This is a genomic window from Ralstonia pickettii (assembly GCF_001699815.1).
GTDB classification, from domain to species: Bacteria; Pseudomonadota; Gammaproteobacteria; order Burkholderiales; family Burkholderiaceae; genus Ralstonia; species Ralstonia thomasii.
Genome location: NZ_MCGB01000057.1, coordinates 149626 through 172766, shown reverse-complemented (window position 1 = coordinate 172766; position 23141 = coordinate 149626). Strand labels below are relative to the sequence as shown.

Genomic DNA, 23141 nt, shown 5'->3' with positions numbered 1-23141 from the left:
CCGCCAGCGCTGGCCGCCAACCTTGGCCACCGACTCCCAACAAGACAGCCGCTTTCGCAAGCGGCTGTTTCTGTATTACGGGCTCTATACCGTAGGGCTGCTGCTCTTCATCGTGATGATGGGCGCGATCGAGCACGTGCGCGGGCCGGGCGTGTGGCTCGGCTACGTGTTTCTGTTCGTCACGATTGCCATCTATGCGTGCATCGGGCTGATCTGCCGCACGGCCGATCTGACCGAGTACTACGTGGCAGGGCGCCGTGTGCCGGCGTTCTTCAACGGCATGGCCACCGCGGCTGACTGGATGAGCGCGGCATCCTTCATCGGCCTGGCGGGCATCGTGTTCGCCTCGGGCTATGAAGGCCTCGCCTATGTGATGGGCTGGACGGGCGGCTACTGCCTCGTCGCTTTCCTGCTGGCGCCGTACCTGCGCAAGTTTGGCGGCTACACGGTGCCGGATTTTCTCGCCAACCGCTACGGCAACGGGGAGCGGGGCGGCAGTTCTGTCGTGCGTGGCATTGCGGTGCTGGGGGCGACGCTGTGTTCGTTCGTCTACCTCGTCGCGCAGATCCAGGGTGTGGGGCTGGTGGTCACGCGCTTTATCGGCGTGGAGTTTTCGGTGGGCGTGTTCTTCGGGCTGGCGGGCATACTGGTGTGCTCGTTCCTGGGGGGCATGCGCGCCGTGACCTGGACCCAGGTGGCGCAGTACATCATCATGATCGTGTCGTTCCTGGGCGTGGTGTCGATCATCGGCTGGCATCGGTATCACGATCCGGTGCCGCAGTTATCGACGGGTCGCCTGCTGGTGCAGATCGAGAAAGAGGAGCGGCGCATCGCGCATGACCCTGCCGAGCAGCACGTGCGTGACCACTTCCTGAACGAAGCTCAGGGGCTGCAGGAGCGTATCTCGCAGCTGCCGCAGTCGTTTGACCATGCCCGCGAAGCGCTGAATGCGCAGCTCAAGCTTGCACGCGAACGCAATGCGCCACTGCGCGAGATCAAGGCGCTGGAGCGCCAGCGCGAAGAGTTTCCGCCCGATGCGGCCACCGCGTCGATCCTCTGGAACGAGCAGCGCGAAGACGCGCTGGCGCGCAGCCGTATAGGGCCGCCATCCACCGAGCCATTCCCGTCGGCGTCGGAAAACGAGCGCGGCACCGAGCGGCTGAACTTCGTGCTGCTGGTGTTTTGCCTGATGGTTGGCACGGCGAGCCTGCCGCACATCCTCACGCGCTTTCACACCACGCCGTCGGTGCGTGAGACGCGCAACTCGGTGAGCTGGACACTCGTCTTCGTGGTGCTGCTGTATGTGTCGGCACCGGCGCTGGCGGCGCTCGTCAAGCTCGATCTGCTGCAGCACCTCGTGGGTGCGCCGTTTGCGGATCTGCCGCAATGGATTGTGCCTTGGCGCAAGGTCGACCCGCCCGTGTTTGCGCTGCATGACATCAACGGCGACGGCATCGTGCAGTGGGCCGAGGTGATGATGCAGCCGGACATGATCGTGCTGGCCGCGCCCGAGATTGCCGGGTTGCCGTACGTGTTGTCGGGCCTGATCGCGGCCGGTGCGCTGGCGGCGGCGCTGTCGACTGCCGATGGCCTGCTGCTGACCATCGCCAATGCGCTCTCGCACGATGTGTACTTCCACATGATCGACAACACGGCCAGCCACCAGCGGCGCGTGACGAGCGCCAAGGTAGTGTTGCTGGGCGTGGCTTTGCTGGCCGCCTATGTGACGTCATTGAAGCCGGGCAACATCCTCTTCCTGGTAGGGGCGGCCTTCTCGCTGGCGGCGTCGTGCTTCTTTCCGGTATTGGTGCTGGGCGTGTTCTGGAAGCGCACCAATCGTGCCGGGGCCATCGCGGGCATGCTGACGGGGCTGGCCGTGAGCGTTTACTACATCATCGCCAATTACCCGTTCTTCACGCGCATGACGGGCCTGCTTGGCCAGCCGTGGTTTGGTGTCGACCCCATTGCCTCGGGTGCGTTCGGCGTGCCGGCGGGGTTTGTCGCGGCGATTGTCGTGAGCCTGCTGACCAAGCCGAACCGGCCGGTGGTCGACAAACTCGTCGGCTACCTTCGCGATCCGCTGTAAAAAAACCGGCTCCCGACGAGCCGGCAAAGGGCAGGGCCGAAGTGTGGGGCTTCGGCCCCGGGGCTGGCCTCTCCCGCCAGCCCACATCGCGAGTGGAGGCAGCGCGGCGAAGTGGCGCGCCTCAGTCCGGTAACGGATTCATTTGCGGCTTGTCGTTCGATAGCGTCTGGATGGCCCGCTCAAGCGGCGCCGCACTGACGCTGACTTCGCCTGCAAAGGGCCGGTCCACGGCCAGCACAAAAAAGAACGCCAGGCCCAGCGTGGCCGCCCACACCACCACCAGCGCCATGTAAAAGCGCGTGGCCGGCAGCGCATAGAGCAGCACCAGCGACAAGCCGCTGGCGATCAACATCACGCCCCACAGCGTGCCGGGCATGGCGGCTTCCAGGTTCTGCAGGCGTTTCTCGCGGTACTTCACCATCTCGTTGACGCGGGCGAGCACTTCGATCAGCAACACGCGCTCGCGGTCGTCACGCGGCGTGATGCGGTTGGCCGTGGCGAACATGCTGTTGAATGCGACTTCCGTACCGGCATCCGGGCGCGCTTGCTGCTGCATGCTCGGCCATTCGTCGTGGACGACGCGGTCCAGATACATGATCAACTCGCGCCGCGCGGCAGCAGCGCTCGGGTGCGAGAACGCCGAAAGGTCGCGGGCAAGTTCCGTGGCGCACGCAGCTTCGGCGGCCACGATGTCCGCGGCGGCTTGATAGGCGCCCCACACCGAGATGGCCGAGAACGCGACCAGCAACGAGTTGATGGTGGTGACGGCCGTCATCATGGCGATGGTCATGTTGCGTTGTTCGGCGTCGAGCGTGACCGGAAAAATGCGGCGGAACAGCGCGTAGCCGGCCAACGCCACGAGGAGCGTCGCGAACACGATGACTGTGCCCATTGCCCATGCGGGGATGTTGTAGAGGAACAGCATGAGGTCACTCCTTGGAAGTGCCGCCGGCCGAGAGAGAGGGCGGCGGGGCGGCCGCGGGGTCGCTGGCGGCGAGCATGGCGCGCGTGAAGTCGGCCAGGCGTTTGCGCATCGCCTCGGGAGAGGCAGTGCCGTCGAGCGATTGCTGCAGATCGATCAGGTTGGCGGCGAGTTCGCTTTGCCACTGCGTGCGCTCGCTGGCGGCGCGGGCGCGGTAGGCCTGCATGGCGGCGTCGGCATCGGCCGATCGATCGCCGCGTACGAGTGTTTCGAGCGCGTCCACCAGCCGCTGAAGCAGCCGGTGCACAGCGGTGGCAGAGAAGCCGCCCAGCATGGCAAGCGCCGGTTTGCCGAAGCTGTGCATGCTGCCCTGGTCGAACAACTGCGCCGGCAGCATTTCGACGAGGATCAGCCCGGCAATCACGCCGAGGATCAACCGTGCGCCGTAAGAGGCGTCGTACTTCGGGTCGTACGTGGACGCGGCCACATAGCGATGCGCCTGAAACAGCGTGGCAAACGACGCGCCCAACCCCGCGCAGAACAGCAGGAACAGCGTGTTCCATAGCAGGGGCGCGCCGTCCGAATCCAGGAAGCCCCGGTCGATGTTCGCGCTCGACACGTCGGGCGACATGCCGGTGGCAATCACTGCGACCAGGAAGACGATCGCGGCGCCGGTCAGCAGCCGGATCAACGGTACAGGACCAAGCCACGCGAATGGATGAGCGCTGCGATGCTGCGCGTCGAGCAGCGTGACGGCCTGCGGCGTGGCCGGTGCAATGGCGGCTGCAAGCTTGCGGTGGATGGCCGCCAACGCGTGGTGCGGCGCAGCATGCGCCGGCATCTGGCCGTCGATGAGCGCGCCGAGCTGAGCGATGAGTTCCGGCGCGACCGGCAGGCCGTGGTGCAGGGCATAGCGCGCCATGGCCTCGCACTCTTCACGCAGTTGTTCAGCGAGGGCCGGAGCGGGTTGCGGCTGCGCTTGCGGTTGCGGCACCGCGCGCGGCCGCAGCCAGTGAGAGAGGGCGAGCGGGATCATGCGGGCCTTCCGCTACTGACTGGCTTGTGTGGCATGGCGGCGCCGAACAGGCTGCGCCGCAAGTCTGAGGTCTTTGCTTGCATGGTGACCTTCGTCGGCAGGGCGGGCCGTGCGCGGCCCCGGCTTGCTCCGTCGCGGGTGTTGAACGGGGCAAGTTCACTTTGCGTCGCGCGTGCAGGTCCGCCAATGCAGCGGAAGTCACGAACGACGGCCTAACGAAAGACACAGGAAATAAAAGAGAAAACGCCCGCGGCCTTTCGGCAGCGGGCGCAATGACAGCTTGGAGATGGCGGTTGCTACGGTGACTGTGCTGCGATCAGGCGTGTACGGCGTGCGGATCGACTCGGAAGAACGACATCGTGGCGTTCAGCTCCTGCCCCTGGTCCTGCAGCGATTGCGATGCGGCGGCGGCCTCTTCCACCAGCGCTGCATTGCGCTGCGTGACTTCATCCATTTGCGAGATCGCCTGATTGACCTGTTCGATGCCGCGCTTCTGCTCGACCGATGCAGCGGCAATCTCTTCCATGATGTGCGTGACGCGGGCCACGGCTTGCGTGACCTCCGTCATCGTCTCGCCGGCTTCTCCGGCCAGCGTGGAGCCGTCGTGAATGCGCTCCACCGACGAGGCGATCAGTTCCTTGATCTCCTTGGCGGCCGTTGACGAACGCTGCGCCAGGCTGCGCACTTCGCTGGCGACCACCGCAAAGCCGCGGCCCTGCTCGCCTGCACGTGCGGCTTCCACGGCGGCGTTCAACGCGAGGATGTTGGTCTGAAACGCAATGCCTTCGATGATGCCCGTGATGTCGGCGATCTTGCTCGAACGGTCGCTGATGTCCTGCATGGTGGACACGACCTGGCTGACGACCGTGCTGCCCTTGAGCGCCACCTCCGACGCGGTGGAGGCGAGCGCGGTGGCGTGCTGGGCGTTCTCGGCGTTCTGCTTCACGGTGGACGTCAGCTCTTCCATGCTGGCGGCTGTTTCCTGCAGCGACGACGCCTGGGCTTCCGTGCGCTGGCTCAGGTCGGCATTGCCGGCGGCAATCTGCTTGGCTGCACCGGCAACGCTGCTGCTGCTGTCGCGCACCTTGTCCACGATCTCGGTCAGGCGGTCATTCATGTCACGCAGGGCGGAGAGCAGGCGGCTCGTCTCATCCTTGCCGCGCACCTCGATGCGGCTGCTCAGATCGCCGCGTGCCACCGTCTGGGCGACGTTCACGGCGGTGCGGATCGGCTGCGTGATCGAGCGCGTGATGACCATGCCGGCGATCACTGCCAGCAGCACCGCGCCGATCGACAGGCCGGCCAGCAGGTTGCGCTGCATGACGTACTGCGCCTCATATGCCTGCACGAGCTGTTCCTGGCGCTCGTGCGTGTAGGTGGCGTACGCGTCGGTGGTCTTGATGAGCGCTGCCAGCAGCGGGCGGCACTCGTTGTCCATCTTCTGGACGGCTTCGTCGCGTTTGCCGGCCAGTGCCAGCCCGACGATGTCGGTCGCCACAGGGCCGTACTGTGCTTCCACGCGGTTGATGTCTTCCACCAGCGTACGGGCGCGGTCGGTTACGTCCTTGGCGCCCGCAATCATGTCGTTGAGCTGCTTGAGCTTGTTCTTCACATCGTCGTGCGCACGGAAGACGTCAGCCTTCTCCAGATCCAGGTCTTTTTGGGTGACCACGAGTACCAGGTTGCGTGCGGCAATGGCGCGGCGATCCACCGCCGTGCGCACGTCGTTCGCGACGTCTGCGCGGGCGCTGATGCCGTGCACGTAGTTCGAGAATCCTTCGGTCGATTCGGACAGCGCCCGCAGCGACATGCCCGACACGACGACAACAATGGCTGCCAGCACGCCAAAACCCGTGGTCAGCTTGGCTTTGATGGTCATCTGAGAAAGGTTCACAGCGTTCTCCGGTTTGCTGAATGACTTGAGATGTGGTCGCGCACCGGAGCGGCTTGAGAAAGACGGTCGACGACCACGTTTGTTATATGCAAGGTGCTGCTTACTTGAGAAAGATGCAGGTTATGTCATGGCGTGACCGATTTGTCTTCGTTGAATTTTCCGGTCTCCACAGGGTTATCGGCATTAAAAAGATAATCCTGAATAACTTTCTTATGCGCGTTTTCACTTAATGCAATTGAGGGGCCTTGTTTTGCCAGTGAAACCTTATCTGGAAAGGGTTGGGCCGCCATCATTCCGAATGGCGTGGGCGGTTATGCAAAATGTGTGGCGCCAAGGTTTTCCTACCCTATTCGCGTTACCTGGAGTCAGCTATCGCTATTTTCTCTGCATCGTTTGCCATGCGTGGTTTTACCTATGTATTTAGCTGGCTACCTATTTTTGTGGTGTCGGGTGTCTAAAGAAAACGGCCCGCCGAAGCGGGCCGTACGATTGCCACGAAGCGGGGTGTCGCTACAGCGCGGTGGCTGGTACCACGGGCAGGACCACCGTGGACGGATGCGCCGCATCGCTATAGACCGTCAGGACGCCGACGAGCGAGTTGAGCAGCGTAGGTAGTGGCGGCACACCTTGCGGCAGGTTGCTCGCGCCCACGGCCACCCGCAGCTTGTGGCCCTTGGCGATGAGCGCGCTGGTCGGGAACACCTCGACCGGCACCATCACGGCCTGGCCCGGCATGAGCGCCTGAACGGAGCCTGGGGTGAACGGATGCCATGGCTGGATCGACAGGCCGTTCATCGTGCGCGAACGGCTGGCGTCCACCGCGCGCAGCGAGGCCGTCTGGAGGCCATCGGTGAGTGGCGTGACGTTGCCTGCCGCGTCCACGTCGTCAATGCGTACCGAGACGCCGGCGTCCAGCGCGGTGGTGGAGATCCACATATCCGCTTCAATCGGCCCGTTGAGGTAGACATCGGCCGGCATGGGCGGCGTTTCGAACTTCACATCGGCGGCTTCGGCAAGGGTGTCGTCGGTCTGGCACGGTAGCGGGATGAAGCCCGTCAAACCGGCCGTCCATTGCGACAGGCTGATGGAGCACGCGCCATTCAGCGGCTGCTGTGCGACCTTGTTCGACGCTTCGTTGGCGGCCGGCGCGGTGGTCGACAGACTTTTGTCGCCGCGCAGGAAGAGCTGCTGCGCCTGCACCTGCGGATGCGGCCAGTCTGTGGCGGTAGCGTAGTGGCCGAGGCCGGTCACGTATTGCGTGACGTTGGGCAGCGCATCGGCGCCCACGTTCATGCCTTTGACGTACTGGTCGAACCATTGCAACTGAATGTGGTTCAGCGGCGGCACGCCATCGACCGGCAAACCGCTGCCCAACGCGGCCTGCAGATGCGTCCACGGGCCGATCAGCAACTTGGCCGGCGCCTGCGTCTTGATGCTCTCGTACGTGAGCGGCTCGCTGCGCTGGAAGAGATCGTGCAAGCCGCCCACCACGAAGGTCGGCACCCTGATCCTGTCGTCGTTTTCCAGTGGCGAGCGCGTCGCCCAGAACGCGCCGTCATAGGCGGTGGCCGGTGTGCCAAGCAGTGCCTGCAACATGGTCGGCAGCTGGAACGTCGTGACCGCAGACACCAGATGTTGCAGCACGGCTGGCAGACCGATGGACGGGTCTGTCACCAGCGTCGGATCGGTCAGGCTCAGCACCGACACCAGCCCGAACCACGCCGGGATGAACGTCAGATTGGTCTGCCCGCCGGTGAAGACGATGTCGCGGTAGCCATCGCCAATCGGCACGATGGGGAAGGCCGCCTTGACCGCCGGATGGTTCTGCGCCGCCGTGATGACCGTCGTGATGCCGAGGTACGACACGCCGTACAGGCCGATGGCGCCGTTGCTCCACGCTTGTTGCGTCACCCAGTCGACCACGTGGCCATAGTCGCTTTGCTCATCGGCGCCGAAGGCGTCCCATGTGCCTTGCGACTGGCCGGTGCCGCGCACGTCCACCACCACCGTCGCGTAGCCGTGCTGGACGATGTACGGATCGGCCGCGCCCAGCGCAGCACCGATCGAGGCTTCGTATTGCGCGTTGCCGCCGTTGTACGAGGTTTGCACGAGCACCGTCGGAAAGGAGCCCGTTGCGGCGTTGCCGGATGCGTCGGCGGGCAGCGTCACATATGCGGCGAGCTTCGTGCCGTCGGGCATCGAGATGTATTGCGTGGCTTGCCGGGCGACGCCCGCGTAGAGCACGGGCGGGTTGTAGTCGACCCACTTGGCGCCAGCGTTGCTCGTGATGGACGTGCCCGGCTGCGCGGGCGTGGCGCGCGTACCGAGCGTGGTCCAGTTGACTGCGGCCGGCTGTACCGGCGGTGTTGGCTGCGTGGTGGTGTTTGAATCTGCGCGGATGCTGTTGGCGACAGTCGAGCCATCATTGCCGCCGCAGCCCGAGAGCGAAAGCGCCGCGCACAGCAGTGCCGACATCAGCATGCGGCCGCGCCGCACACGTGGGGTGCCCATTTGCATGGGGTGTCTCCTCTTGAATGCTTTTGTTGTGTGGGGGGAATGGCCAGCGCGCCGAGGGTGGCGGCATGCGGCCGATCGCTTCCGGTTCAGAAGCGAAGCAAGCGAAGAGGCCGGCGCAGAAGAGGGGTGGGTGACACGACCGACCGCGCGCCAGCGGGCTTGGGCGCACGGATAAAGCACCAAGCATGCCCACCGCCCGTCACCACGCAGATGGCGTTGTACGGCGATATGGCACGTGTGTTGGGGCCCGGAACACCGCCCGCGTTACGTAACGTTCCGCGTAACGAGCCGCCTGACGCAGCGGTTTTCAGATGAGAATTTCGCACCCCACCGACGTAGGGATGCTCCCCGCAAAGCGCCGCCAACAGGGTGTTTCAAACAGATCAAAACAACAACGCACGCATGCAACACGCGCGAATTGAGCGGCTCATGGGTGTTGGCATGGACGTTGCATATTCAGGCTGCACGCCCGGCGCAGGGCGCCATACGAAGAGCGCAACAACAGCACAGACCGCAAGGGGGCCATCATGAATCGCAACATTCAAGACGTCGAGATTGCCGCTGCCATCGACTCGGACCTGCTCCGCCGCCGCGAGCAGTTTGCCGGTCAGCCCGCCGCGTGGCGGGTCTGGTCGGAGGCCGCGCACGTTGCCACATTGAATGAACGCGCACGCAACGCGTTTATCGAGCACGTTGCCAATAGCCGTGGTGCCGATATCGCCCTGCGCCTGCTGCTGAAAGCGCAGTCGATTCGCGATCAGGTTGCGCAGACGCTGATGACGAATGAGACACAAGCCACGCTGCATTGAGTTACGAGAGGGGATGCCGACCAGGTAAGTTGAGTCGGCGGTGGGATGCAAAAGGCCTTGTCGGGAGACCGGGCCTTTTGTTCGTGAGGGAAACTTGGCGAGACCGTGCAGTGTGCTACAATCGCGGGCTTCGGAGAGATGGATGAGTGGTTTAAGTCGCACGCCTGGAAAGCGTGTATAGGTTAATAACCTATCGGGGGTTCGAATCCCCCTCTCTCCGCCAGTCTTCCTTATATAGTAAGGGTTTGCGGTCGATCGACAAGATCAACCCGCCATACAACCCACCATCACGCCAAATGTTGCCAAGGCGCAACGATAGGCCAATCCCAAGAAAAACCCACTGGGTTTCCACACGGTTTCCATTCAGGCAGGATCGAGTGCTTCCGATTTTGGATGAAGCTCTTCCGATCTTCGGTGTCCGCGGGGACTGCCTAGGGACTACCGGGGGGCTAGCAAGGTGCTAGCAAGGGGCTTCCATCGGATTTCCAGACGCGCCGCAGAAGGTTCGCGAATGTTCGCGAGCCTTCTATACCCTGTAGGCACCGTGCCCTAACAGTTAGGACACCGTTAGAGCACGGCGCGACCTTCCCTCAAGCCCTCCTGGAAGGCATCCGCATAGCCTTTGGATGTCCGCAATCAGTCCGCAGACGATGCGGACAAAAAGCGGACACGGCGCGCACCCGTCCCGCGTGACAGGTCGTGACACTGCGTGACTGTCCCGCACCTGTCCTGCGCCTGTCCCGTGGGACAGCCAAGGCGCCAAGCAGGACATGCTTGGATGCGTACAGGTAGGCGTACTTGTGGAAGTCGATCATTTTCTCTGGGTACATCTCACACCCCCCCTTCCAGTACCCAGAGAATCTCGGTCCTCTTCTTGAGTTCGCCGGCGATGGCCGCTGCGTTGAGGAGGTTCTCCTTCTCGGCGAGCGCCCCCATCAACTTGTACTTCACTTCCCCGTCACCCATCACGTACGCGACGAGGAGCCCCTCAATCTCCCCAGCCTCATAGTCGCTGGCGAGCTGTCTTAGCTTAATCTCTGGCGCCTCGCCTTCATCGGCACCGATAGCGCGGGGGGTAAGATTGATGTTAGTCATGGTCCAGCTCCTTTGTAGCTTGGGTTGTGATTAGGCGGCTTTGGTGTTGCAGCACCTTGGCCGCCGCTTTGCCTGATACCGTCAGGCGTCGGGTTATTTCGTATCGACCTCGGCGGCTGCGCGCACGCGCATGATGGTCTGGCGCGTCGTTTTCATGTCTCGGGCTACCTGCGCCACGCTGACGCCGGCCGCGAGCTTCTTAAGGACGTCCCGCTGCTGGTCATCAGAAAGTGACGGCTTTCGGCCCAAAACCTTTCCTGCAGCCTTCACTCGAGCCAAGCCAGATTGCGTGCGCTCAATCAAGAGATCACGCTCAAACTCGGCAACGGCACAGATCACGCCCATGGTCATCTTGCCGGCTGGACTGGTCAGGTCGACTCCACCAAGCGCAAGACAGTGAACGCGTACGCCGATGCCCGCCAGTCGCTCGACCGTTGCTCGCACGTCCATCGCATTGCGCCCCAGCCGGTCCATCTTCGTGACTATCAGCACGTCACCAGATTCCAGTCGGTCCACCAGCTTCGCAAAGCCCGGGCGGTCCATTGCTCCGACAGATCCGCTAATCGACTCTTCGACGATGCGCCGCTTGTCGACGGAGAAGCCTGCCGCTTCGATCTCACGACGCTGGTTTTCGGTTGTCTGATCAGTGGTGCTCACGCGGCAGTAAGCGAAGATGCGGGACATGCCTGGACCTCCTTGGATGTACGTAGACGATGTACGGATAATACGATACGTACGAAATAAGTCAATCACAAATTTCGTACACATCTAGCCACACGGGGCCGCAATCGTTCGTTTTCGTACATGTGCCGCCCATCAGCACGCAGCGCTCTTTGGCAATGGAGCTGCCCCACGGGGTGGCTAGCCGCTCATCGGTCTAATCGATGATGAGCTTCTCTGCATAGCCCAACACGTCCCAGGGCATAAGAGCCCCCGAGCGTTCATGTGGTACGTGTCACCCCGTGGCTCAGACTTAGCTGATCGCTTATGGGTAGACCTGCCTCACGCGCAGCGCGCATAAGGTCGGGGAGGGGCTTGCCTCGCTTCGTCGCCTTTATGGGCTGGACGGCCTGTATATGCTGAACAGGTAAAGTCAGGTTGGCCGTAGCCTGCTCATCCAGGAAACGCGCAAGGGCGGCGGCTGGAAATCTCCATGATCTTCCGAACTTCACGGCCGGAAGGTTGCGGGAGGCGGCGAGCGCATTGACATGCTCCGGCGTGCATCCCAGAGCTTCCGCCACCTGGTCGGCGGTCAAAACTGCGATCAGCATTGCGCGTACCCCTCGCCGTTAGCCTCAACAATGAGGCGATCCGAGTTCGCGCTTTCCGTGCGAACCTGACTGCGAACCTCAGCCGTGCGAACCAGCGCTTCGGCCTTGTCCTGTATGCGTTTGCTGAGATCCCGTGCCCAACCATCTCGGGCTGCGCGCTTGCGGATCGCAGTATCGGTAATTCCGTGCTGAGCGGCAATTTCCCGGATCGACAAAACGCCGGCCCGGTATTCCGCCTCAATGCGCTCCCAGTCCGGCGCGGCTTTCTCTTACGGCTCTCCCGAGCACAAGAGAGCGGCTCCGAACCCTAGAAACGCCGACGTCGCCGTGACACGCTGGTGGGCTGCGGGCGACCAGTGGCAACCAAGCGCTCGGCCGTCTGCGCGATGATGAGCCTTTCAACGTAAGCAAGCACGTCGCGCGTCATCATCACCCAGGCGCGACCAACCTTTGCCGCCGGGATCTGGCCATTCGTGATCAGGTCCACAACCGTATTGGGGTGAATGTGAAGAATTTCCGCCGCCCCCTTGATGCCGACCGTCAGGCCAGCTGGGGAGAGGTTTGAGACGTCGGAGGACGCCGAGGGATCGACATAGATCGGTGTCATTGAATCAAGGACCGCCTTCCTTGCTTTCATTTGCCCTACCTCCGTTGTCCAGCGCTGACGCTGTGGTTCAGCCAGAAAATGACTTGGCTCCTCAATCCGTCTTCCGTGGGCGCCCAATGACCTTATCCCGGTGCCCCTCGGTCCAAGCAATCACCTCGGACGCCTTCCAGAAAGGCAGTCCTTTGCACCACAAGTACGATATCGGGATCTACAATCCCTCCTAGTGACAGGCCGACACGGTCGGAGGGGTCCTCATGTCGCGCGCGCCTTCATCTGCGGCGCCGTCTCATCGCGCCGGATCAGGTTTTTCATCTTCTCGTGCTCCTGCCTGGCCGCCTCGCGCTGCGCGTCGAGGTAGTCGGCCACGTCCCGGATGTCGCCAACGAGGTTGCGGCCCTCCTTGCGCATCGGGATCGGGAATGAACCCATCGACAGCCGGTTATAGGCCGTCTGCTTCTGGATGGCGATAGCGTCGCACACCTCCTCCAGGGTCAACAGCACTCGGCCGTCGAACTGGGCGGCCAGCAGGAGTAGGCAGGATTTCATATCGCATCTCCAGTCAGTCGCCCCGAAGCAACGCGAGCATTGCCCGAGCCTCTCGTGGCAACTCGACTAGCCGGCGCCGCCCGTTCGCCTTAATTTGACGATGAGTTCAAGATCCAGCCGTCGCTTTGGATTGCACGTAGGCAGCGACGTATATCATCGTCAGAATGAATCTTCGAAGCAGGGCATGACTTTCGCACGAACCGAACGCACTTTGCCCAGCCTGAGTACTCTGTCGATACGCTAAACCCAACTGCCTGATTACAGGCCGACCAAAATTCGACCCGGATCTCAGGGTCGTTCTGCATTCCCGACAATTCATCGAGGCCGCGGTGGTTACGGCGTTTGCATGTTTCGCCAAGCCGTTTATCGCCGGAGGAAAATGCGAGGTCGTCGCATCGGCGATCAGAGTTTGCGAGTGCTTGGGGATGAGGGAGCGGTAGCGGCGAGCGCTGCGGATGGCCGACGTCGGCGCTCCTCTCGACCTCAGGAAAGAAAGTCGATAGATGCAACGGCCCGCGCGCGTCGTTGTATGCCGTCATGAAATCCGCATCGCCGAATTGAGCCTTGCGCATTGCCGCCTGCATTTGCTCTTCACATCCGCTTGCAGTTGAATCTTTGGTGCAGTTTTTCGGTAACTTGGTCCCGACCCAATACATCTGAAATAGAAGGATGTCACCGTGATCGACGGCAGACGTGAAGCCTGGGGGTGGCCTCTCTCCCGCGAACCAAGCGTCAATTGCCCTGTCGGCTTCTTTCTGCGCAGATGGCGTGAACGGGCCATCTGTCAGTGCCGCCCAAGTGAACATCGATCTGCCGCCACTCTGAAACACATCAATGTCGTCACGGATAACCCGGTGCAGATATTCCATGCCTACCGGATCGGCAGCGAACTGACCGGCGCCGGCAGACAGAGAGACCGAGATCGCAGCTAGAACCGCAAACTTCTTCATGTTCTTCTCCCGTTCTTGGGCGGCGCGGCCCTGTGCAAGTTTGTATGAATTGATGATGTACGAAACCGACCGGTTACGGACCCATCCGGCAGCTGTGTACGAAACTAGGCCAAGCAGCTTTTGTACATGGGCGAACCTTCGTACCTCAGTTTCGTACAGCCAGAGCAAGCTTGGGCGCCGATGATGGCCACGGCATCGGCGGGCGATAGGCGTCACTTCGCGGGTTGCTTCGCAGGACGTATTGCGAAGTATCAAAGAGGCGGGCCAGTTAGCCCCCTTTAGGCAGCGCGAGCAACGCCCGCGGCTAGAATCGCTCTTCCAAGCTAAGAATCATCTCCACGAAGCCCCTCGCATCGATTCGAGCAACGGCGAGAGCATCGGCGGGCAGCGCGTCGAGTACGGCGATATCGTCGGCTGTCTCGGTCCCTTCGCGCAGCCGCTGGCCAAGCTCCAGTACCTTCGTACGAGACGAGACGTAGCCGACCGTGCCGTAGGCGTGTGAGTAAATCGGGCTCGGCACCTGCATACCAGGGTCGGACCGCAGCGAGGCATACAGCGCATCGTGGATGCGTCTGATAGCTTCCTCTAGGCAAGAACTGGCCTGAGCCGGCTTCGCGACTTCCAGCGCGGCCAGCCGTTTCCGCAGCGCGGTCGTCATGACTGACCCTCCTCGCGATAAAAGTCGTCCAGCGTCCGGCCCTGAAATTCCTGGCGCGTCATCCGTATCGGCTTGGCGTCCCGATCGCCGTAGAACCACTCGATCGGCATGACCTCCACATAGTCACCTGTGCTGGATTGCTCCAGCTTCGCCACCCGGTTACTGAGATTGCGCATTTGCCGCCTCCAGTGCTTCGATTCGCGATTCGAGCTCGGTCACCTCGCGGATGCGTGCCAGCGAACTAAGCGCGGTCGTCATGGCATTAGCCTGGGCGGGCGTGATTCGCCCGTCAGCAGCGGCCTTCACGATTGCATCACCTTGGTCGGACAGCGAGCCACCGGCAGGCATGTTGATCGTGACCGCGCCATCTTCCGCACGCAGTGGAGGCAGAGCACGGTCCAGCAGCAGCCTTGCGGCCTGCATGTCGCCAGCCAGTGCGGCGTCGATCAAGCCCTTAACAATGCTCGGCACATGTTCCGCTATCTGCTCGCGCAGCGCTGCGACTTTGCCTGTGCCGCGCGGGCGGCCCTTCGGATTACCCGACTTTCCTTTCTGAAACGCCACTGTTCTTTCCTTGTTTTATCAGCCGATGATGACCTCAGGTACGGCGCTGATAGCTCGCAGTCTCATTGCGTTTGTCCGGTGATGACTTTCGCCACTCGATAGGCCAGGCTAGTTGTCGTGGCCTGCGGTTGCTTCACTCCAGTGTTTACGATCGGTGCCGTCTTTTGCGGATTGGTCATATTCGCCGCCGGCTGCAACTGCGTGGTCGTCGTCTGGACGATGATGACCTCACGACAGTTCAGCGTGACGATCAGCGAGTTTTCCGTCTTCGCATCCGTCGTCGTGCTCAACGACTGGATCAGCATGTTGCTGTACTTCCGTTTCCCGGTCGAAATATTGAATGGGATGCGAGACTTCTGAAGCGTCAACAGATCGTTGTACGTACTGCGCGAGTAGTTGCCGAACTGAAGCGATGCGATCGAAGCAAGGTTGCTATTCGACCAGCCGATCGTCATCGTCAGTTCGGCAGGCTTCTTGTATGAGTGATCCGTGATCGCGGCACCCTGCTCGACTGGATGATCGGTAATCACTAGTTCGTCGTGATGCCGCTCTTCCAGAGTCACATACAGATGAAACGAGCCGAGCTGAGAATTGATGGACCGCTTCGGGCTGAAAAAGGCGCTGATGAGTTCACCGCCGATCGATGCCCCGATCGCGACGCCGGTTTGCAGAAAGTTGCTCATGAACATCCTTGATGTCAGGTTTTGTACGGTTGCCGCCGTGAAAAAGCCCGCCTGAGGCGGGCCTGCGTAAGTCGCTCAGGTGCCAGCCGGATATGCTGGCTGCGTCGGCAGAGGCTGAGTCGCGTCGCCAGACGATGCGCCCACGATCGCGCGCAATGCCTTACGATAAGTAGCCCATGCCGCAGGCACCGCAACAGCGTTCTCGGTGCATCTCAGGATGGTGATGTCCGACTTATCAAGCGCGGCCTGGGCTTTGACCTGGAATGCTGACCATGCGGCCGCCGTCGCTTGACCTGCGAGTTGCGCGGCAGTCGTAGCCGGGGGCGCCACCAGCGCACCGCTCACTACCTTGTACCCAGAAGTGCTGATACACGCCTGCCACTGCGCATCGGTGATCGCAAGGGTGTTGGTAATGCCCGCCGGCACAGGGCTGTCTACGCTGTCGTAAAAGGCGGTGATGACGCCTTGTGCGTCGTATGCTGCGAATTTTTGGGCCATGATGTTCCTTACTTGCCGATTGCGATCCAGTTGAAGCCGTCCGCGTAATAGGTGAGTCCGCTTCCGTTGTAGTAGGAAGTGGAAATGGAAAATCCGGTCGTTGAAATCGCACCGACGCGCGCCGAACCGGAGGCGGACGCGCTGTTGGTGTCAAGTGCGACGACGGAATACACGGCACTGGGAAACGCAATTGGGTAGGCCACAGAAACAGCGCCTGAAGTCGATCCTGTGCCAGCCCCCCATTGCACGATCAGACCGTTCGGCAATTTCTGATAACCGTTGGCACCGATCGAGGCGCCGAACTGGCCCAGATTCACCGCATGCTGGCTGGCCGTGGCGGGGGCGACTTGCTGTGCCCCTCCTGCGCATTCCATGAGCACCGCGATAGGATTGCCACTGTTCACGCCGGCGATGGTCGCGCGCATGAGCACTGCAGTGCCGTTGAGCGCAAGTTCGCCGCCTTGCAGAGGTTGCAGGCCGAGGCCGTAGATCGGAATCGCCGTCAGGCCATCTGGTGCATATGTCGATGCGCCAGTGTTGGCATGCGCGATCTTGACCTGCTGAACCACGCCGTCCACCCATGTGCCGGCGACGAGCGGGGGCGCGTTGACGGCCGTGTACGCATTCGCTGCACCGGTATCGGCGAGGATCACGCTCGTTTTCGTCGCGCTACGGATGGCGGCAACAAGGTTGGCCTCGAGCGTTGCCGTTGTGCCGTCATCGGTCGAGTTGTTGCCGGAGTAGTCCGCGGCGAATTGGCCCAGCACAGCCGCCATGATCGAACTCTGGCGCAAGGTCTTGTTCATCTGGCTCGATTGCGCGACGCCCGACTGATAGCCGCCAGACAGAAGCGTCGTGAGCGCAGCGTATGCGGCTTGAGAAAGGACGTTTGCGCCGCCGCCATATGCGAACGGGAGGAAATCATTCGTTGCCATTGTTACTCCTCGTCTCGATGAAGGGCGCCCGCGTCAAATCCACGTTCGGGATCGTCGAGTGTGAACGGGGTTAGCTTCTGCGTGGCGAAGCGGACGTCGCCAACGCGGAATCGCGTCAGGTGCCCAACCTTCTGAGGTGCCGGCAACTCGCCGGCCTTCACGCGGCGGCGCACGGTGGAGATGGAGCAGCCAAAAATTGCCGCCACGACATCGGTGTCGACATGCGCCGAGTCCGGCAGCTCGTCGAAGTGCTTGAGCGTCGCGGCAATGCCGTCGCTCGATATTGCGTTTGTCATTTGCTCTCTCGTGCAACTAGCTGGGCGCCGGTTGAGCGAGATTGCTGCGCCTGCTGTGCATTGTTCGCTGTTGACTCAACCTGAACGCTATTGGATCGTGTGTTTTTTCATGTAGCCGGCTATCCGGGAAAAATGGGCGCCGAGGCTCCTAGGCGGGGCGGATGTGTTTCTTCAGTATTCGTGACCGCCTTTGCGCTATGCCGGTCAGCGGTAGCTTCAAATCAGCCTCTCTTCGCTCTTCGAAATAAAGGTCGCTTTCCAGGAGCCGCTGCAGCTCCTTTGCGGGCATGTCTGGCGATCGGCGAAGGATTTCAAGAATTAGGGGGTCGAGCGGGTTCTCAGCACGCTTGCGCGATTGCCTGGCGTACCGGCGTTGCCTTGCTCCAAACAGTCGCTTCGGGCCCTCGTCGACGTCCTCTAGGCGCTCGATAGTGCGTTGCACACGCTCGCGTGCAGCCAGCATGGCGGCCTCGAACGATTTCCGGCACGCAATCGGCACTTGGCGTCTTGCCTCGTCTTCGATATCCAGAAGGGCTTCACGTATAAGAAAGTCGTCCTCCAGCAGCTTGGCAACTGCCTTCTGCTGTTCGCGCCAGAAGCGCGCATGGTGGCGATCGATGGAGGTGAAACCGTGTTTGCCCATGGCCTTGCCGCTTTTGGGTAACTCTCATTGAAAGTTGGCTGCCGGCCACGCCGCTTTCCATGCGGCCGCCGGCTTTCGGGGTTTTCTCTGGATGCGGCACTCACCGACTAATCCGCGTGGACATCCGCTATTCCTTGCCGGCCAGCTTCGCCCAGAAGCGCCGATGGATCTCGTTCAGGTCGACGGGCTGCGTTGCGGACTTGGCGTCGACGGTGGCCGCATCGGGCTTCCGCGTGGCCGCCTTCCGTTTGGCTACGGCGCGCCGGATCAGTGCGTCACACGTGAATTTGCGAGCTGTCTTCATTGCGCCTCCCAGGCAGCATCAGCGTTTTCACGTAGAGTCCGCGTGTACGAGTGCCACCGCGCCGCGTGGGCGCTTGCATCGCCTGCATTGGCCTCACAGTGCAGAGCCGCTTGTGCGCGTGCATTCAGCACGACGCCAGCGAAACCGGCCCCGTCAACACGGCCAGCCAGCTCGATGAACTCGGCTTTCAGCCCTTCCAGACGGCCCACCAGCACCTCGACTTCGGCGCGCTTGACAGCCAGGACAGCGGCAGTGACGGCAGCTTCAGCCGTCTCAAGTTGCCGCTCTGCTTCGGCGTGCTCGGCTTGCAGCATGTCCAGCGCAGCAGACGCGGCAGACAATCGCGATTCCGCGTTCGCGAGTTCGGCGCGATCGATCGCAGCTCGGCTTGCCGGCAGAGCATCGCCAGCCTTGAACGTCGCGGCGAGGGTTGCGCCGGCCGCTCGAACCGCAGCCTCATGAGAGACCGTAGCGGCCGCGTGGCTGGCTTTTTGCTCGTCTTGATGGGTGGTGGCGCGGCCGACCGCGTTGCTCGCGTCTGCGAGCCTTCTAGCGGCCTCGTCACGCGCCTCGATGGCTGTGCGTAGTGCTTGCCGAACGTCGCCACCAGGCAGCGGCGTAGGGCTTGCTATCGCCACGATGGGCGGCGCCTGCGTGGCTGCCACCGGTGCGATAGCGGCGCCCATACGCTCGATGCGGAGTGCCGCGAACTTTCCGGACGCAAGCATGAGCTTCATCAGGCCGTCAGCCTGCCCAGCAGTTAGTCCGGTGTGGTGCGCGCGGCCGGTGCTGTCAACGATTTGAAAATCGGTAGAGTCGATCATGTTACGGGCCCACCTGGAGCGTCAGCCCCTGCAAGTTCCATTCGTATTGCAAGAGCTGCAAAATTTGCCAGCAGGCGTAGTACGGCAAGTTGTTGACCAAGACCGTGCCGGTCGAGGCCGTGATTTTGAAAACGGGGGATGCCATGTGGGCTCCTTAGGTAGTCGTGAAGAGTCGTTTGATGAAGCGGCTGATACGTGAAGGGTGCGCGATGGGTTCGGCGCCCAGCCGCATTGCGCTGTCAACATCCAACCAAAGATGCGAGGTCGCTTCCTCGTCGCCGGCATCCGGTACAGCAAGCTTGCCAATGACGCGCACCCGATCTCCAGGCTGAAGGTCGACCATCTGGTCGAATGCTTGGCCGCGCCGGATGACGAGCCGGACCTTGACCTCTCGTCCCTTCGCGTCGATTGCGTCCAACTTGGCACGCATAGTCAGTCCGGTACGTGCGCGATGTGGGGCGCTCGCCAGCGTGCCCACGATGGCCGCCCATGCGTCGGAATCGGTTTGGAGTTCGCTCATTGGTCGCCTCCCTTTACGTTCGCGCCTTTGGCGGGTCGGATGGCGGGTTGCCCGCCCACACGAACAGCCATGCCTTTGGCAGCAGGCCGTTTGCGAGGAAGGTGGCTCCGCCATGTGCTCGATTGCTGGGCGTTTGCGTTTCCGGGCGCGCGCACCTCCAGAGCCCTCAAACCCTCAAGAGCACACCCCCGAACACCACTGGGAGATGGCATATCTAGAGGGTCACCGTCTGGCGGTGTAGAGAGGTCCCAGAAAATGGCCTTCATTGCACCGTCTGGCGGTGTAGGGGAAACGGCCTCTACACCGTCTCCCGGTGCAATAGGGTCGGCCTCTACACCGTCTCCCGGTGTAAGGGCTGCGTTTTCAGATACGCACTCCGAACAAAGCCGGCCGCAGCTCCCGCGTCGTAGCCGTCCAGTTTGTCCAGACTCAACCACGTCACCGCGTACCAGGACGCCCGATTCGGCCGGTGCCCCTTGCACGTCTCGTGGATGAGTTCGGCGGCCAATAACTCCTGCTTGGCCCGCTGTATCGTGTCGTAGGACGACCAACCGCGCGGCTTGAGATACGCGAGCGTCACGATCATCCGACCGTTGTCGTTGCCGTGAAACTGCCTCGCTATCTCGACAAGCAGGGCTTTCGCTGGATGTGATAGACCTTGATAGGCGGAGCTGTCCAGGACGGCCCATGGAATCGGCACAAAGCCGCCGGCATCGCGGCTCGACGCGCCATAGCGATTCTTTCGAGAGGCTTTGGTCATGCATTCGCGCCTCCCGGCTCTTTCAGCAGGGTGTACCGCGCCGTATTCGGGTGACGCAGTCCGTCAGCACCCCAAGCCCATTCACGGGATGAGATGATTTCGTAACCACGTGCCTTCAGGTCAAAGACGCGCGCCGGCAGCTGAAGCATTCCGCCAGCAGTGCGGCCCTCGACCGAGCCAAGACCGCGCGAACCTTGAACCCTCAGGATCGCCACCAGGCGCGCGAGCTGGGCGTCCCCGTCAACCGTATCGACTTCGATCCCGGCCGCTTTCCAGAAGGCGCGGAGCGCGCTAAAATAAGCTCGTACTTTGCTTTGGATTGCTGCCGTCGATTCGCCGCCACGAATCTCAGGCAACCCAGGAATGCCCGCCCCTCGGCGGGCTTTTCTTTTTTTGTCCATGCGCGCCCCCTTACGCCTTGTGGGCGGCCGCGCGCGATGCAAGCCAATCGTTAAGCTGCGACTCGAAAAAGATCGTGCAGCGCGGCGACAGCTTTACCGGCTTCGGGAAGTCGGGGATTGTTTTGGCGTAGCGCCAGAAGGTACTGACACCGACACCAATATGTTCGGCGGCTTTCGCCGGGCGCAAGCCGCGCCCTCGTGCTTCTGTTGACATTGAAACTCCTTCACGATGTTTCGGGGTTTCGCGGGACAATTTGCTGTCCCACTGTCAACAGACTTTAAGAACGGGGTCTTGGCTAACCGGCTAACTCAGGATTTTTTCGGCTTTTTGGCCTCCGTCCACCAGCCTTCAAGTGCCTTGTGGCTGCGCTCTACAGTGGCAGCAAATCGGGCACCTTCCATGGCTTGTTCATCGTCTTCGGCCAAGTCAGTCGGGATCATGGCATCACAATAGATGCTATAGCGCTCGCCTTGCCCGGTAAGGCGCTCCATCTTCATTCCGTCGTAACCGGCGTTAATAGCGCTGATGATGAACTGGTCGAAGCTCTTATCGTCACGTTGTGCAGATCGCATGGCGTCTAGAACGATGCTCTTGTGCGTAGGTTTCTTCTTCGGGCGCGGCTTGCTGGCATTGTGGGAATTAACCGCTGCACGCATCGCCCCCATGCCCACGTCGACCATATTCGCCGCCTTTTCAAGCGTTACCGAATAGGGCTTCAAGTCCTCGAACCTCGTCAAAGGTGCTTCCGATTGGTGAAGCGCATACGCTATTTGTGCGATCGGGCCATTGCCGACTAATTCATCTGTCCGCTTTTTCTGCTTCTCCCAGAACTCCCGGCGGATTTGGTCCGGCGTTTTCTTTGGCTTCATGCTGCGACCTCCACCGCCGCGCGCATCGGAATGACGGCGCCCTGTGGCATTGGCTTGGCAATGACTTCGGCCCAGTGATTCATCATCCGGCGGCGGCGCTCTAACACATCTCCGCGCCAATACGCAGCCTCCGACTTGTCCCCCTTCACGTGCGCCAGCGCAACCTCGGCCAGCTCGCGAGGGAAATTGGTATGTTCGCCAGCCCAGTCCCGGAATGTCGACCTAAAGCCGTGCGGCGTCGCGGTCAACGCCAACCGGCGCATGATTGCCAACAGCGTCATGTCGGAGAGTTGCCGCCCCCGCGGGCTGGGAAACACAAGCTCACAGCCATCAACGCGAGGCATCTTGCGCAGCAGATCAACGGCAGCATCCGACAGCGGAACGCGATGCTCCTTCTTTGCCTTCATGCGATCGGCTGGGACTGCCCACACGCCTTTGTCGAAGTCGATTTCCTTCCACGTGGCGCCCCTAGCCTCGCCAGACCGGGCGGCCGTGAGGATCGCAAATTCGAGGCAATGTGCCCCCGTCGTGTCGATCTTGCGAAGGGTTGCCATGAAGCTGTGCATTTGCTCGATGGGCAAAGCGGGATGGTTCCGGACGGTCTTTGTTTTGTTCGGCGCCGGCAAAAGCTGATCCAGATTACCGCGCCAGGCGGCCGGGTTCTCACCGGACCGGTAGCCCCGCACCCTCGCCCAGTCCAGAACGCTTTCAATGCGCCCGCGCAGGCGAGATGCCGTCTCGGTTTTGGTGCGCCAGATCGGCTCCAACACTTGCATGACATGCTCACGGCCGATATGCCGGACATTCACGCTGCCGATAATTGGTTTGGCATATTGCTCGATGGTCGCCGTCCACTGGGCTGCATGCTTAGCGTTCTTCCATTCGGCCGACTTAGCAGCAATGAACCGCTCTGCGGCATCTGCGAATGTCATCTCCAGCGCTTGGCTGGCCTTGATGCGGCTTTCCGCCTCGCGCCGCGCAAGCACCGGATCAATGCCGTCGCGAATCTTGTCGCGCTCGGCCTGGGCCTTGGCGTGAGCCTCCTTCAGGCTGACTGCTGGATAAGGGCCAAGGCCAATTTCGCGCCGGCGGTCTCCGACAACAACGCGCAAGATCCAAGAGCGCGCGCCGGTTTTGCTGATTTGCAGATTCAGCCCGGCCACCTTACCTACCGGGTGCATCCCCGGCGTCGATAAGCGCGAGACCGCAAGCGCGCCCAGCTCCTTCGCTACCTTCGGCATTTGTTGCCCCCTTGTCGTCAACCCGCCATCCAACCCGCCATAAATTGGGCGATTTGATCGTATCTGACAAGACGTACCGAGACAATACAATCCCGCAAACCCAAGCGTGAGAACGGTTTGCAGAGACAATGCAAGACATGCAGAGACACTGCGCTAGCGGACCCTCTCTCCGCCAGGAATCCAAGGCCCGAGTGCGCAAGTGCTCGGGCCT

Annotated in this window: 30 protein-coding genes and 1 tRNA gene; 3 read left to right on the top strand and 28 right to left on the bottom strand. The window is 61.8% G+C overall.

Annotated features, from left to right (window positions below; all coding sequences use genetic code 11):
* Positions 1 to 22: 22 nt before the first annotated feature.
* Entirely contained in the window at positions 23 to 2086 is a 2064-nt protein-coding gene (locus tag BEK68_RS08665) for a sodium:solute symporter family protein (RefSeq protein ID WP_012436000.1), read from the top strand.
* Between the two features lie 121 nt (positions 2087 to 2207).
* Here the strand turns inward: BEK68_RS08665 and BEK68_RS08660 are convergent, their stop codons facing one another.
* From BEK68_RS08660 to BEK68_RS08645, 5 genes are all read right to left on the bottom strand, one after another.
* Positions 2208 to 3011, bottom strand: coding sequence for a DUF4239 domain-containing protein (locus tag BEK68_RS08660; protein WP_012435999.1), 804 nt, complete (start codon positions 3009 to 3011; stop codon positions 2208 to 2210).
* A gap of 4 nt (positions 3012 to 3015) precedes the next feature.
* The gene (locus BEK68_RS08655) at positions 3016 to 4044 is read right to left on the bottom strand and encodes a hypothetical protein (RefSeq protein WP_012435998.1); all 1029 of its coding nucleotides are present in this window, start codon (positions 4042 to 4044) and stop codon (positions 3016 to 3018) included.
* A gap of 316 nt (positions 4045 to 4360) precedes the next feature.
* The gene (locus tag BEK68_RS08650) at positions 4361 to 5923 is read right to left on the bottom strand and encodes a methyl-accepting chemotaxis protein (protein ID WP_012435997.1); all 1563 of its coding nucleotides are present in this window, start codon (positions 5921 to 5923) and stop codon (positions 4361 to 4363) included.
* A gap of 140 nt (positions 5924 to 6063) precedes the next feature.
* Positions 6064 to 6231, bottom strand: coding sequence for a hypothetical protein (locus BEK68_RS25720; protein ID WP_012435996.1), 168 nt, complete (start codon positions 6229 to 6231; stop codon positions 6064 to 6066).
* A 217-nt stretch (positions 6232 to 6448) separates the two neighbouring features.
* The gene (locus BEK68_RS08645; RefSeq protein ID WP_012435995.1) at positions 6449 to 8455 is read right to left on the bottom strand and encodes a CocE/NonD family hydrolase; all 2007 of its coding nucleotides are present in this window, start codon (positions 8453 to 8455) and stop codon (positions 6449 to 6451) included.
* Between the two features lie 527 nt (positions 8456 to 8982).
* On the opposite strand from BEK68_RS08645, the gene BEK68_RS08640 reads away from it, so the two are divergent.
* Both BEK68_RS08640 and BEK68_RS08635 read left to right on the top strand, forming a co-directional pair.
* Complete coding sequence (locus BEK68_RS08640) at positions 8983 to 9264, top strand: DUF7696 family protein (protein ID WP_004634341.1); 282 nt, start codon at positions 8983 to 8985, stop codon at positions 9262 to 9264.
* 132 nt (positions 9265 to 9396) lie between these two features.
* A tRNA-Ser gene (locus tag BEK68_RS08635) sits at positions 9397 to 9487 on the top strand.
* A 608-nt stretch (positions 9488 to 10095) separates the two neighbouring features.
* On the opposite strand, the gene BEK68_RS08630 is transcribed toward BEK68_RS08635, so the two are convergent.
* From BEK68_RS08630 to BEK68_RS08530, 23 genes are all read right to left on the bottom strand, one after another.
* Positions 10096 to 10359: a hypothetical protein gene (locus tag BEK68_RS08630; protein WP_065851724.1), complete on the bottom strand. Its 264-nt coding sequence runs from the start codon at positions 10357 to 10359 to the stop codon at positions 10096 to 10098.
* Between the two features lie 93 nt (positions 10360 to 10452).
* Positions 10453 to 11043 (bottom strand): recombinase family protein, encoded by a 591-nt coding sequence (locus BEK68_RS08625; protein WP_024541726.1) that lies wholly within the window; start codon positions 11041 to 11043, stop codon positions 10453 to 10455.
* Between the two features lie 257 nt (positions 11044 to 11300).
* Positions 11301 to 11630, bottom strand: a complete 330-nt coding sequence (locus tag BEK68_RS26560; protein WP_024541725.1) for a helix-turn-helix domain-containing protein — start codon at positions 11628 to 11630, stop codon at positions 11301 to 11303.
* Between the two features lie 307 nt (positions 11631 to 11937).
* A complete protein-coding gene (locus tag BEK68_RS08615) occupies positions 11938 to 12267 on the bottom strand; it encodes a helix-turn-helix domain-containing protein (protein ID WP_081311583.1) in 330 nt (109 codons plus the stop codon).
* A gap of 222 nt (positions 12268 to 12489) precedes the next feature.
* Entirely contained in the window at positions 12490 to 12783 is a 294-nt protein-coding gene (locus tag BEK68_RS08610; protein ID WP_024541722.1) for a helix-turn-helix transcriptional regulator, read from the bottom strand.
* An 89-nt stretch (positions 12784 to 12872) separates the two neighbouring features.
* A complete protein-coding gene (locus BEK68_RS08605; protein WP_024541721.1) occupies positions 12873 to 13733 on the bottom strand; it encodes a hypothetical protein in 861 nt (286 codons plus the stop codon).
* Between the two features lie 304 nt (positions 13734 to 14037).
* Entirely contained in the window at positions 14038 to 14391 is a 354-nt protein-coding gene (locus BEK68_RS08600) for a hypothetical protein (protein WP_024541720.1), read from the bottom strand.
* Positions 14388 to 14567, bottom strand: a complete 180-nt coding sequence (locus tag BEK68_RS08595) for a hypothetical protein (RefSeq protein ID WP_065851722.1) — start codon at positions 14565 to 14567, stop codon at positions 14388 to 14390. The genes BEK68_RS08600 and BEK68_RS08595 overlap by 4 nt, the downstream gene beginning before the upstream one ends.
* Positions 14551 to 14955 (bottom strand): DUF5681 domain-containing protein, encoded by a 405-nt coding sequence (locus BEK68_RS08590; protein WP_065851719.1) that lies wholly within the window; start codon positions 14953 to 14955, stop codon positions 14551 to 14553. The genes BEK68_RS08595 and BEK68_RS08590 overlap by 17 nt, the downstream gene beginning before the upstream one ends.
* A 62-nt stretch (positions 14956 to 15017) precedes the next feature.
* Complete coding sequence (locus BEK68_RS08585) at positions 15018 to 15638, bottom strand: phage baseplate protein (protein ID WP_065851728.1); 621 nt, start codon at positions 15636 to 15638, stop codon at positions 15018 to 15020.
* 75 nt (positions 15639 to 15713) lie between these two features.
* A complete protein-coding gene (locus BEK68_RS26120; protein ID WP_065851717.1) occupies positions 15714 to 16136 on the bottom strand; it encodes a hypothetical protein in 423 nt (140 codons plus the stop codon).
* A gap of 8 nt (positions 16137 to 16144) precedes the next feature.
* Complete coding sequence (locus BEK68_RS08575; protein ID WP_139111349.1) at positions 16145 to 16942, bottom strand: gp53-like domain-containing protein; 798 nt, start codon at positions 16940 to 16942, stop codon at positions 16145 to 16147.
* A gap of 131 nt (positions 16943 to 17073) precedes the next feature.
* Positions 17074 to 17367: a helix-turn-helix transcriptional regulator gene (locus BEK68_RS08570; protein ID WP_065851713.1), complete on the bottom strand. Its 294-nt coding sequence runs from the start codon at positions 17365 to 17367 to the stop codon at positions 17074 to 17076.
* A 148-nt stretch (positions 17368 to 17515) separates the two neighbouring features.
* Positions 17516 to 18010, bottom strand: a complete 495-nt coding sequence (locus BEK68_RS08565; protein ID WP_065851712.1) for a hypothetical protein — start codon at positions 18008 to 18010, stop codon at positions 17516 to 17518.
* Between the two features lie 127 nt (positions 18011 to 18137).
* Positions 18138 to 18314 carry a hypothetical protein gene (locus BEK68_RS25715; protein WP_170816379.1) on the bottom strand — a complete coding sequence of 59 codons (177 nt, stop codon included), beginning with the start codon at positions 18312 to 18314 and terminating at the stop codon, positions 18138 to 18140.
* Positions 18311 to 19138 carry a hypothetical protein gene (locus tag BEK68_RS08560; RefSeq protein WP_024541717.1) on the bottom strand — a complete coding sequence of 276 codons (828 nt, stop codon included), beginning with the start codon at positions 19136 to 19138 and terminating at the stop codon, positions 18311 to 18313. Before BEK68_RS08560 ends, BEK68_RS25715 begins: the two co-directional genes overlap by 4 nt.
* Position 19139: 1 nt before the next feature.
* A complete protein-coding gene (locus tag BEK68_RS25710; RefSeq protein ID WP_170816378.1) occupies positions 19140 to 19283 on the bottom strand; it encodes a hypothetical protein in 144 nt (47 codons plus the stop codon).
* 9 nt (positions 19284 to 19292) lie between these two features.
* Entirely contained in the window at positions 19293 to 19658 is a 366-nt protein-coding gene (locus BEK68_RS08555; protein ID WP_024541716.1) for a hypothetical protein, read from the bottom strand.
* Positions 19659 to 19989: 331 nt separating this feature from the next.
* Complete coding sequence (locus BEK68_RS08550) at positions 19990 to 20418, bottom strand: hypothetical protein (RefSeq protein WP_024541715.1); 429 nt, start codon at positions 20416 to 20418, stop codon at positions 19990 to 19992.
* Positions 20415 to 20819, bottom strand: a complete 405-nt coding sequence (locus BEK68_RS08545; protein WP_024541714.1) for a helix-turn-helix domain-containing protein — start codon at positions 20817 to 20819, stop codon at positions 20415 to 20417. Before BEK68_RS08545 ends, BEK68_RS08550 begins: the two co-directional genes overlap by 4 nt.
* Before the next feature lie 10 nt (positions 20820 to 20829).
* Positions 20830 to 21033, bottom strand: coding sequence for a helix-turn-helix transcriptional regulator (locus tag BEK68_RS08540; protein ID WP_024541713.1), 204 nt, complete (start codon positions 21031 to 21033; stop codon positions 20830 to 20832).
* 95 nt (positions 21034 to 21128) lie between these two features.
* Positions 21129 to 21689 (bottom strand): hypothetical protein, encoded by a 561-nt coding sequence (locus BEK68_RS08535; protein ID WP_024541712.1) that lies wholly within the window; start codon positions 21687 to 21689, stop codon positions 21129 to 21131.
* Positions 21686 to 22930 carry a tyrosine-type recombinase/integrase gene (locus BEK68_RS08530; protein ID WP_024541711.1) on the bottom strand — a complete coding sequence of 415 codons (1245 nt, stop codon included), beginning with the start codon at positions 22928 to 22930 and terminating at the stop codon, positions 21686 to 21688. The genes BEK68_RS08535 and BEK68_RS08530 overlap by 4 nt, the downstream gene beginning before the upstream one ends.
* Positions 22931 to 23141 lie beyond the last annotated feature (211 nt).

What these genes read in the sequence shown, in the direction of transcription:
- BEK68_RS26560 (WP_024541725.1), bottom strand. Translation starts at nt 11,630, where the DNA reads ATGCTGATCGCAGTTTTGACCGCCGACCAGGTGGCGGAAGCTCTGGGA.
- BEK68_RS08545 (WP_024541714.1), bottom strand. Translation starts at nt 20,819, where the DNA reads ATGGACAAAAAAAGAAAAGCCCGCCGAGGGGCGGGCATTCCTGGGTTG.
- BEK68_RS08570 (WP_065851713.1), bottom strand. Translation starts at nt 17,367, where the DNA reads ATGACAAACGCAATATCGAGCGACGGCATTGCCGCGACGCTCAAGCAC.
- BEK68_RS08625 (WP_024541726.1), bottom strand. Translation starts at nt 11,043, where the DNA reads ATGTCCCGCATCTTCGCTTACTGCCGCGTGAGCACCACTGATCAGACA.
- BEK68_RS08540 (WP_024541713.1), bottom strand. Translation starts at nt 21,033, where the DNA reads ATGTCAACAGAAGCACGAGGGCGCGGCTTGCGCCCGGCGAAAGCCGCC.
- BEK68_RS08595 (WP_065851722.1), bottom strand. Translation starts at nt 14,567, where the DNA reads ATGCGCAATCTCAGTAACCGGGTGGCGAAGCTGGAGCAATCCAGCACA.
- BEK68_RS08600 (WP_024541720.1), bottom strand. Translation starts at nt 14,391, where the DNA reads ATGACGACCGCGCTGCGGAAACGGCTGGCCGCGCTGGAAGTCGCGAAG.
- BEK68_RS08550 (WP_024541715.1), bottom strand. Translation starts at nt 20,418, where the DNA reads ATGACCAAAGCCTCTCGAAAGAATCGCTATGGCGCGTCGAGCCGCGAT.
- BEK68_RS08535 (WP_024541712.1), bottom strand. Translation starts at nt 21,689, where the DNA reads ATGAAGCCAAAGAAAACGCCGGACCAAATCCGCCGGGAGTTCTGGGAG.
- BEK68_RS08555 (WP_024541716.1), bottom strand. Translation starts at nt 19,658, where the DNA reads ATGAGCGAACTCCAAACCGATTCCGACGCATGGGCGGCCATCGTGGGC.
- BEK68_RS08575 (WP_139111349.1), bottom strand. Translation starts at nt 16,942, where the DNA reads ATGAACAAGACCTTGCGCCAGAGTTCGATCATGGCGGCTGTGCTGGGC.
- BEK68_RS08610 (WP_024541722.1), bottom strand. Translation starts at nt 12,783, where the DNA reads ATGAAATCCTGCCTACTCCTGCTGGCCGCCCAGTTCGACGGCCGAGTG.
- BEK68_RS08660 (WP_012435999.1), bottom strand. Translation starts at nt 3,011, where the DNA reads ATGCTGTTCCTCTACAACATCCCCGCATGGGCAATGGGCACAGTCATC.
- BEK68_RS08640 (WP_004634341.1), top strand. Translation starts at nt 8,983, where the DNA reads ATGAATCGCAACATTCAAGACGTCGAGATTGCCGCTGCCATCGACTCG.
- BEK68_RS08585 (WP_065851728.1), bottom strand. Translation starts at nt 15,638, where the DNA reads ATGAGCAACTTTCTGCAAACCGGCGTCGCGATCGGGGCATCGATCGGC.
- BEK68_RS25710 (WP_170816378.1), bottom strand. Translation starts at nt 19,283, where the DNA reads ATGGCATCCCCCGTTTTCAAAATCACGGCCTCGACCGGCACGGTCTTG.
- BEK68_RS08645 (WP_012435995.1), bottom strand. Translation starts at nt 8,455, where the DNA reads ATGCAAATGGGCACCCCACGTGTGCGGCGCGGCCGCATGCTGATGTCG.
- BEK68_RS08655 (WP_012435998.1), bottom strand. Translation starts at nt 4,044, where the DNA reads ATGATCCCGCTCGCCCTCTCTCACTGGCTGCGGCCGCGCGCGGTGCCG.
- BEK68_RS25720 (WP_012435996.1), bottom strand. Translation starts at nt 6,231, where the DNA reads ATGATGGCGGCCCAACCCTTTCCAGATAAGGTTTCACTGGCAAAACAA.
- BEK68_RS08650 (WP_012435997.1), bottom strand. Translation starts at nt 5,923, where the DNA reads ATGACCATCAAAGCCAAGCTGACCACGGGTTTTGGCGTGCTGGCAGCC.
- BEK68_RS08615 (WP_081311583.1), bottom strand. Translation starts at nt 12,267, where the DNA reads ATGAAAGCAAGGAAGGCGGTCCTTGATTCAATGACACCGATCTATGTC.
- BEK68_RS08605 (WP_024541721.1), bottom strand. Translation starts at nt 13,733, where the DNA reads ATGAAGAAGTTTGCGGTTCTAGCTGCGATCTCGGTCTCTCTGTCTGCC.
- BEK68_RS08565 (WP_065851712.1), bottom strand. Translation starts at nt 18,010, where the DNA reads ATGGGCAAACACGGTTTCACCTCCATCGATCGCCACCATGCGCGCTTC.
- BEK68_RS08630 (WP_065851724.1), bottom strand. Translation starts at nt 10,359, where the DNA reads ATGACTAACATCAATCTTACCCCCCGCGCTATCGGTGCCGATGAAGGC.
- BEK68_RS08560 (WP_024541717.1), bottom strand. Translation starts at nt 19,138, where the DNA reads ATGATCGACTCTACCGATTTTCAAATCGTTGACAGCACCGGCCGCGCG.
- BEK68_RS25715 (WP_170816379.1), bottom strand. Translation starts at nt 18,314, where the DNA reads ATGAAGACAGCTCGCAAATTCACGTGTGACGCACTGATCCGGCGCGCC.
- BEK68_RS08530 (WP_024541711.1), bottom strand. Translation starts at nt 22,930, where the DNA reads ATGCCGAAGGTAGCGAAGGAGCTGGGCGCGCTTGCGGTCTCGCGCTTA.
- BEK68_RS26120 (WP_065851717.1), bottom strand. Translation starts at nt 16,136, where the DNA reads ATGGCCCAAAAATTCGCAGCATACGACGCACAAGGCGTCATCACCGCC.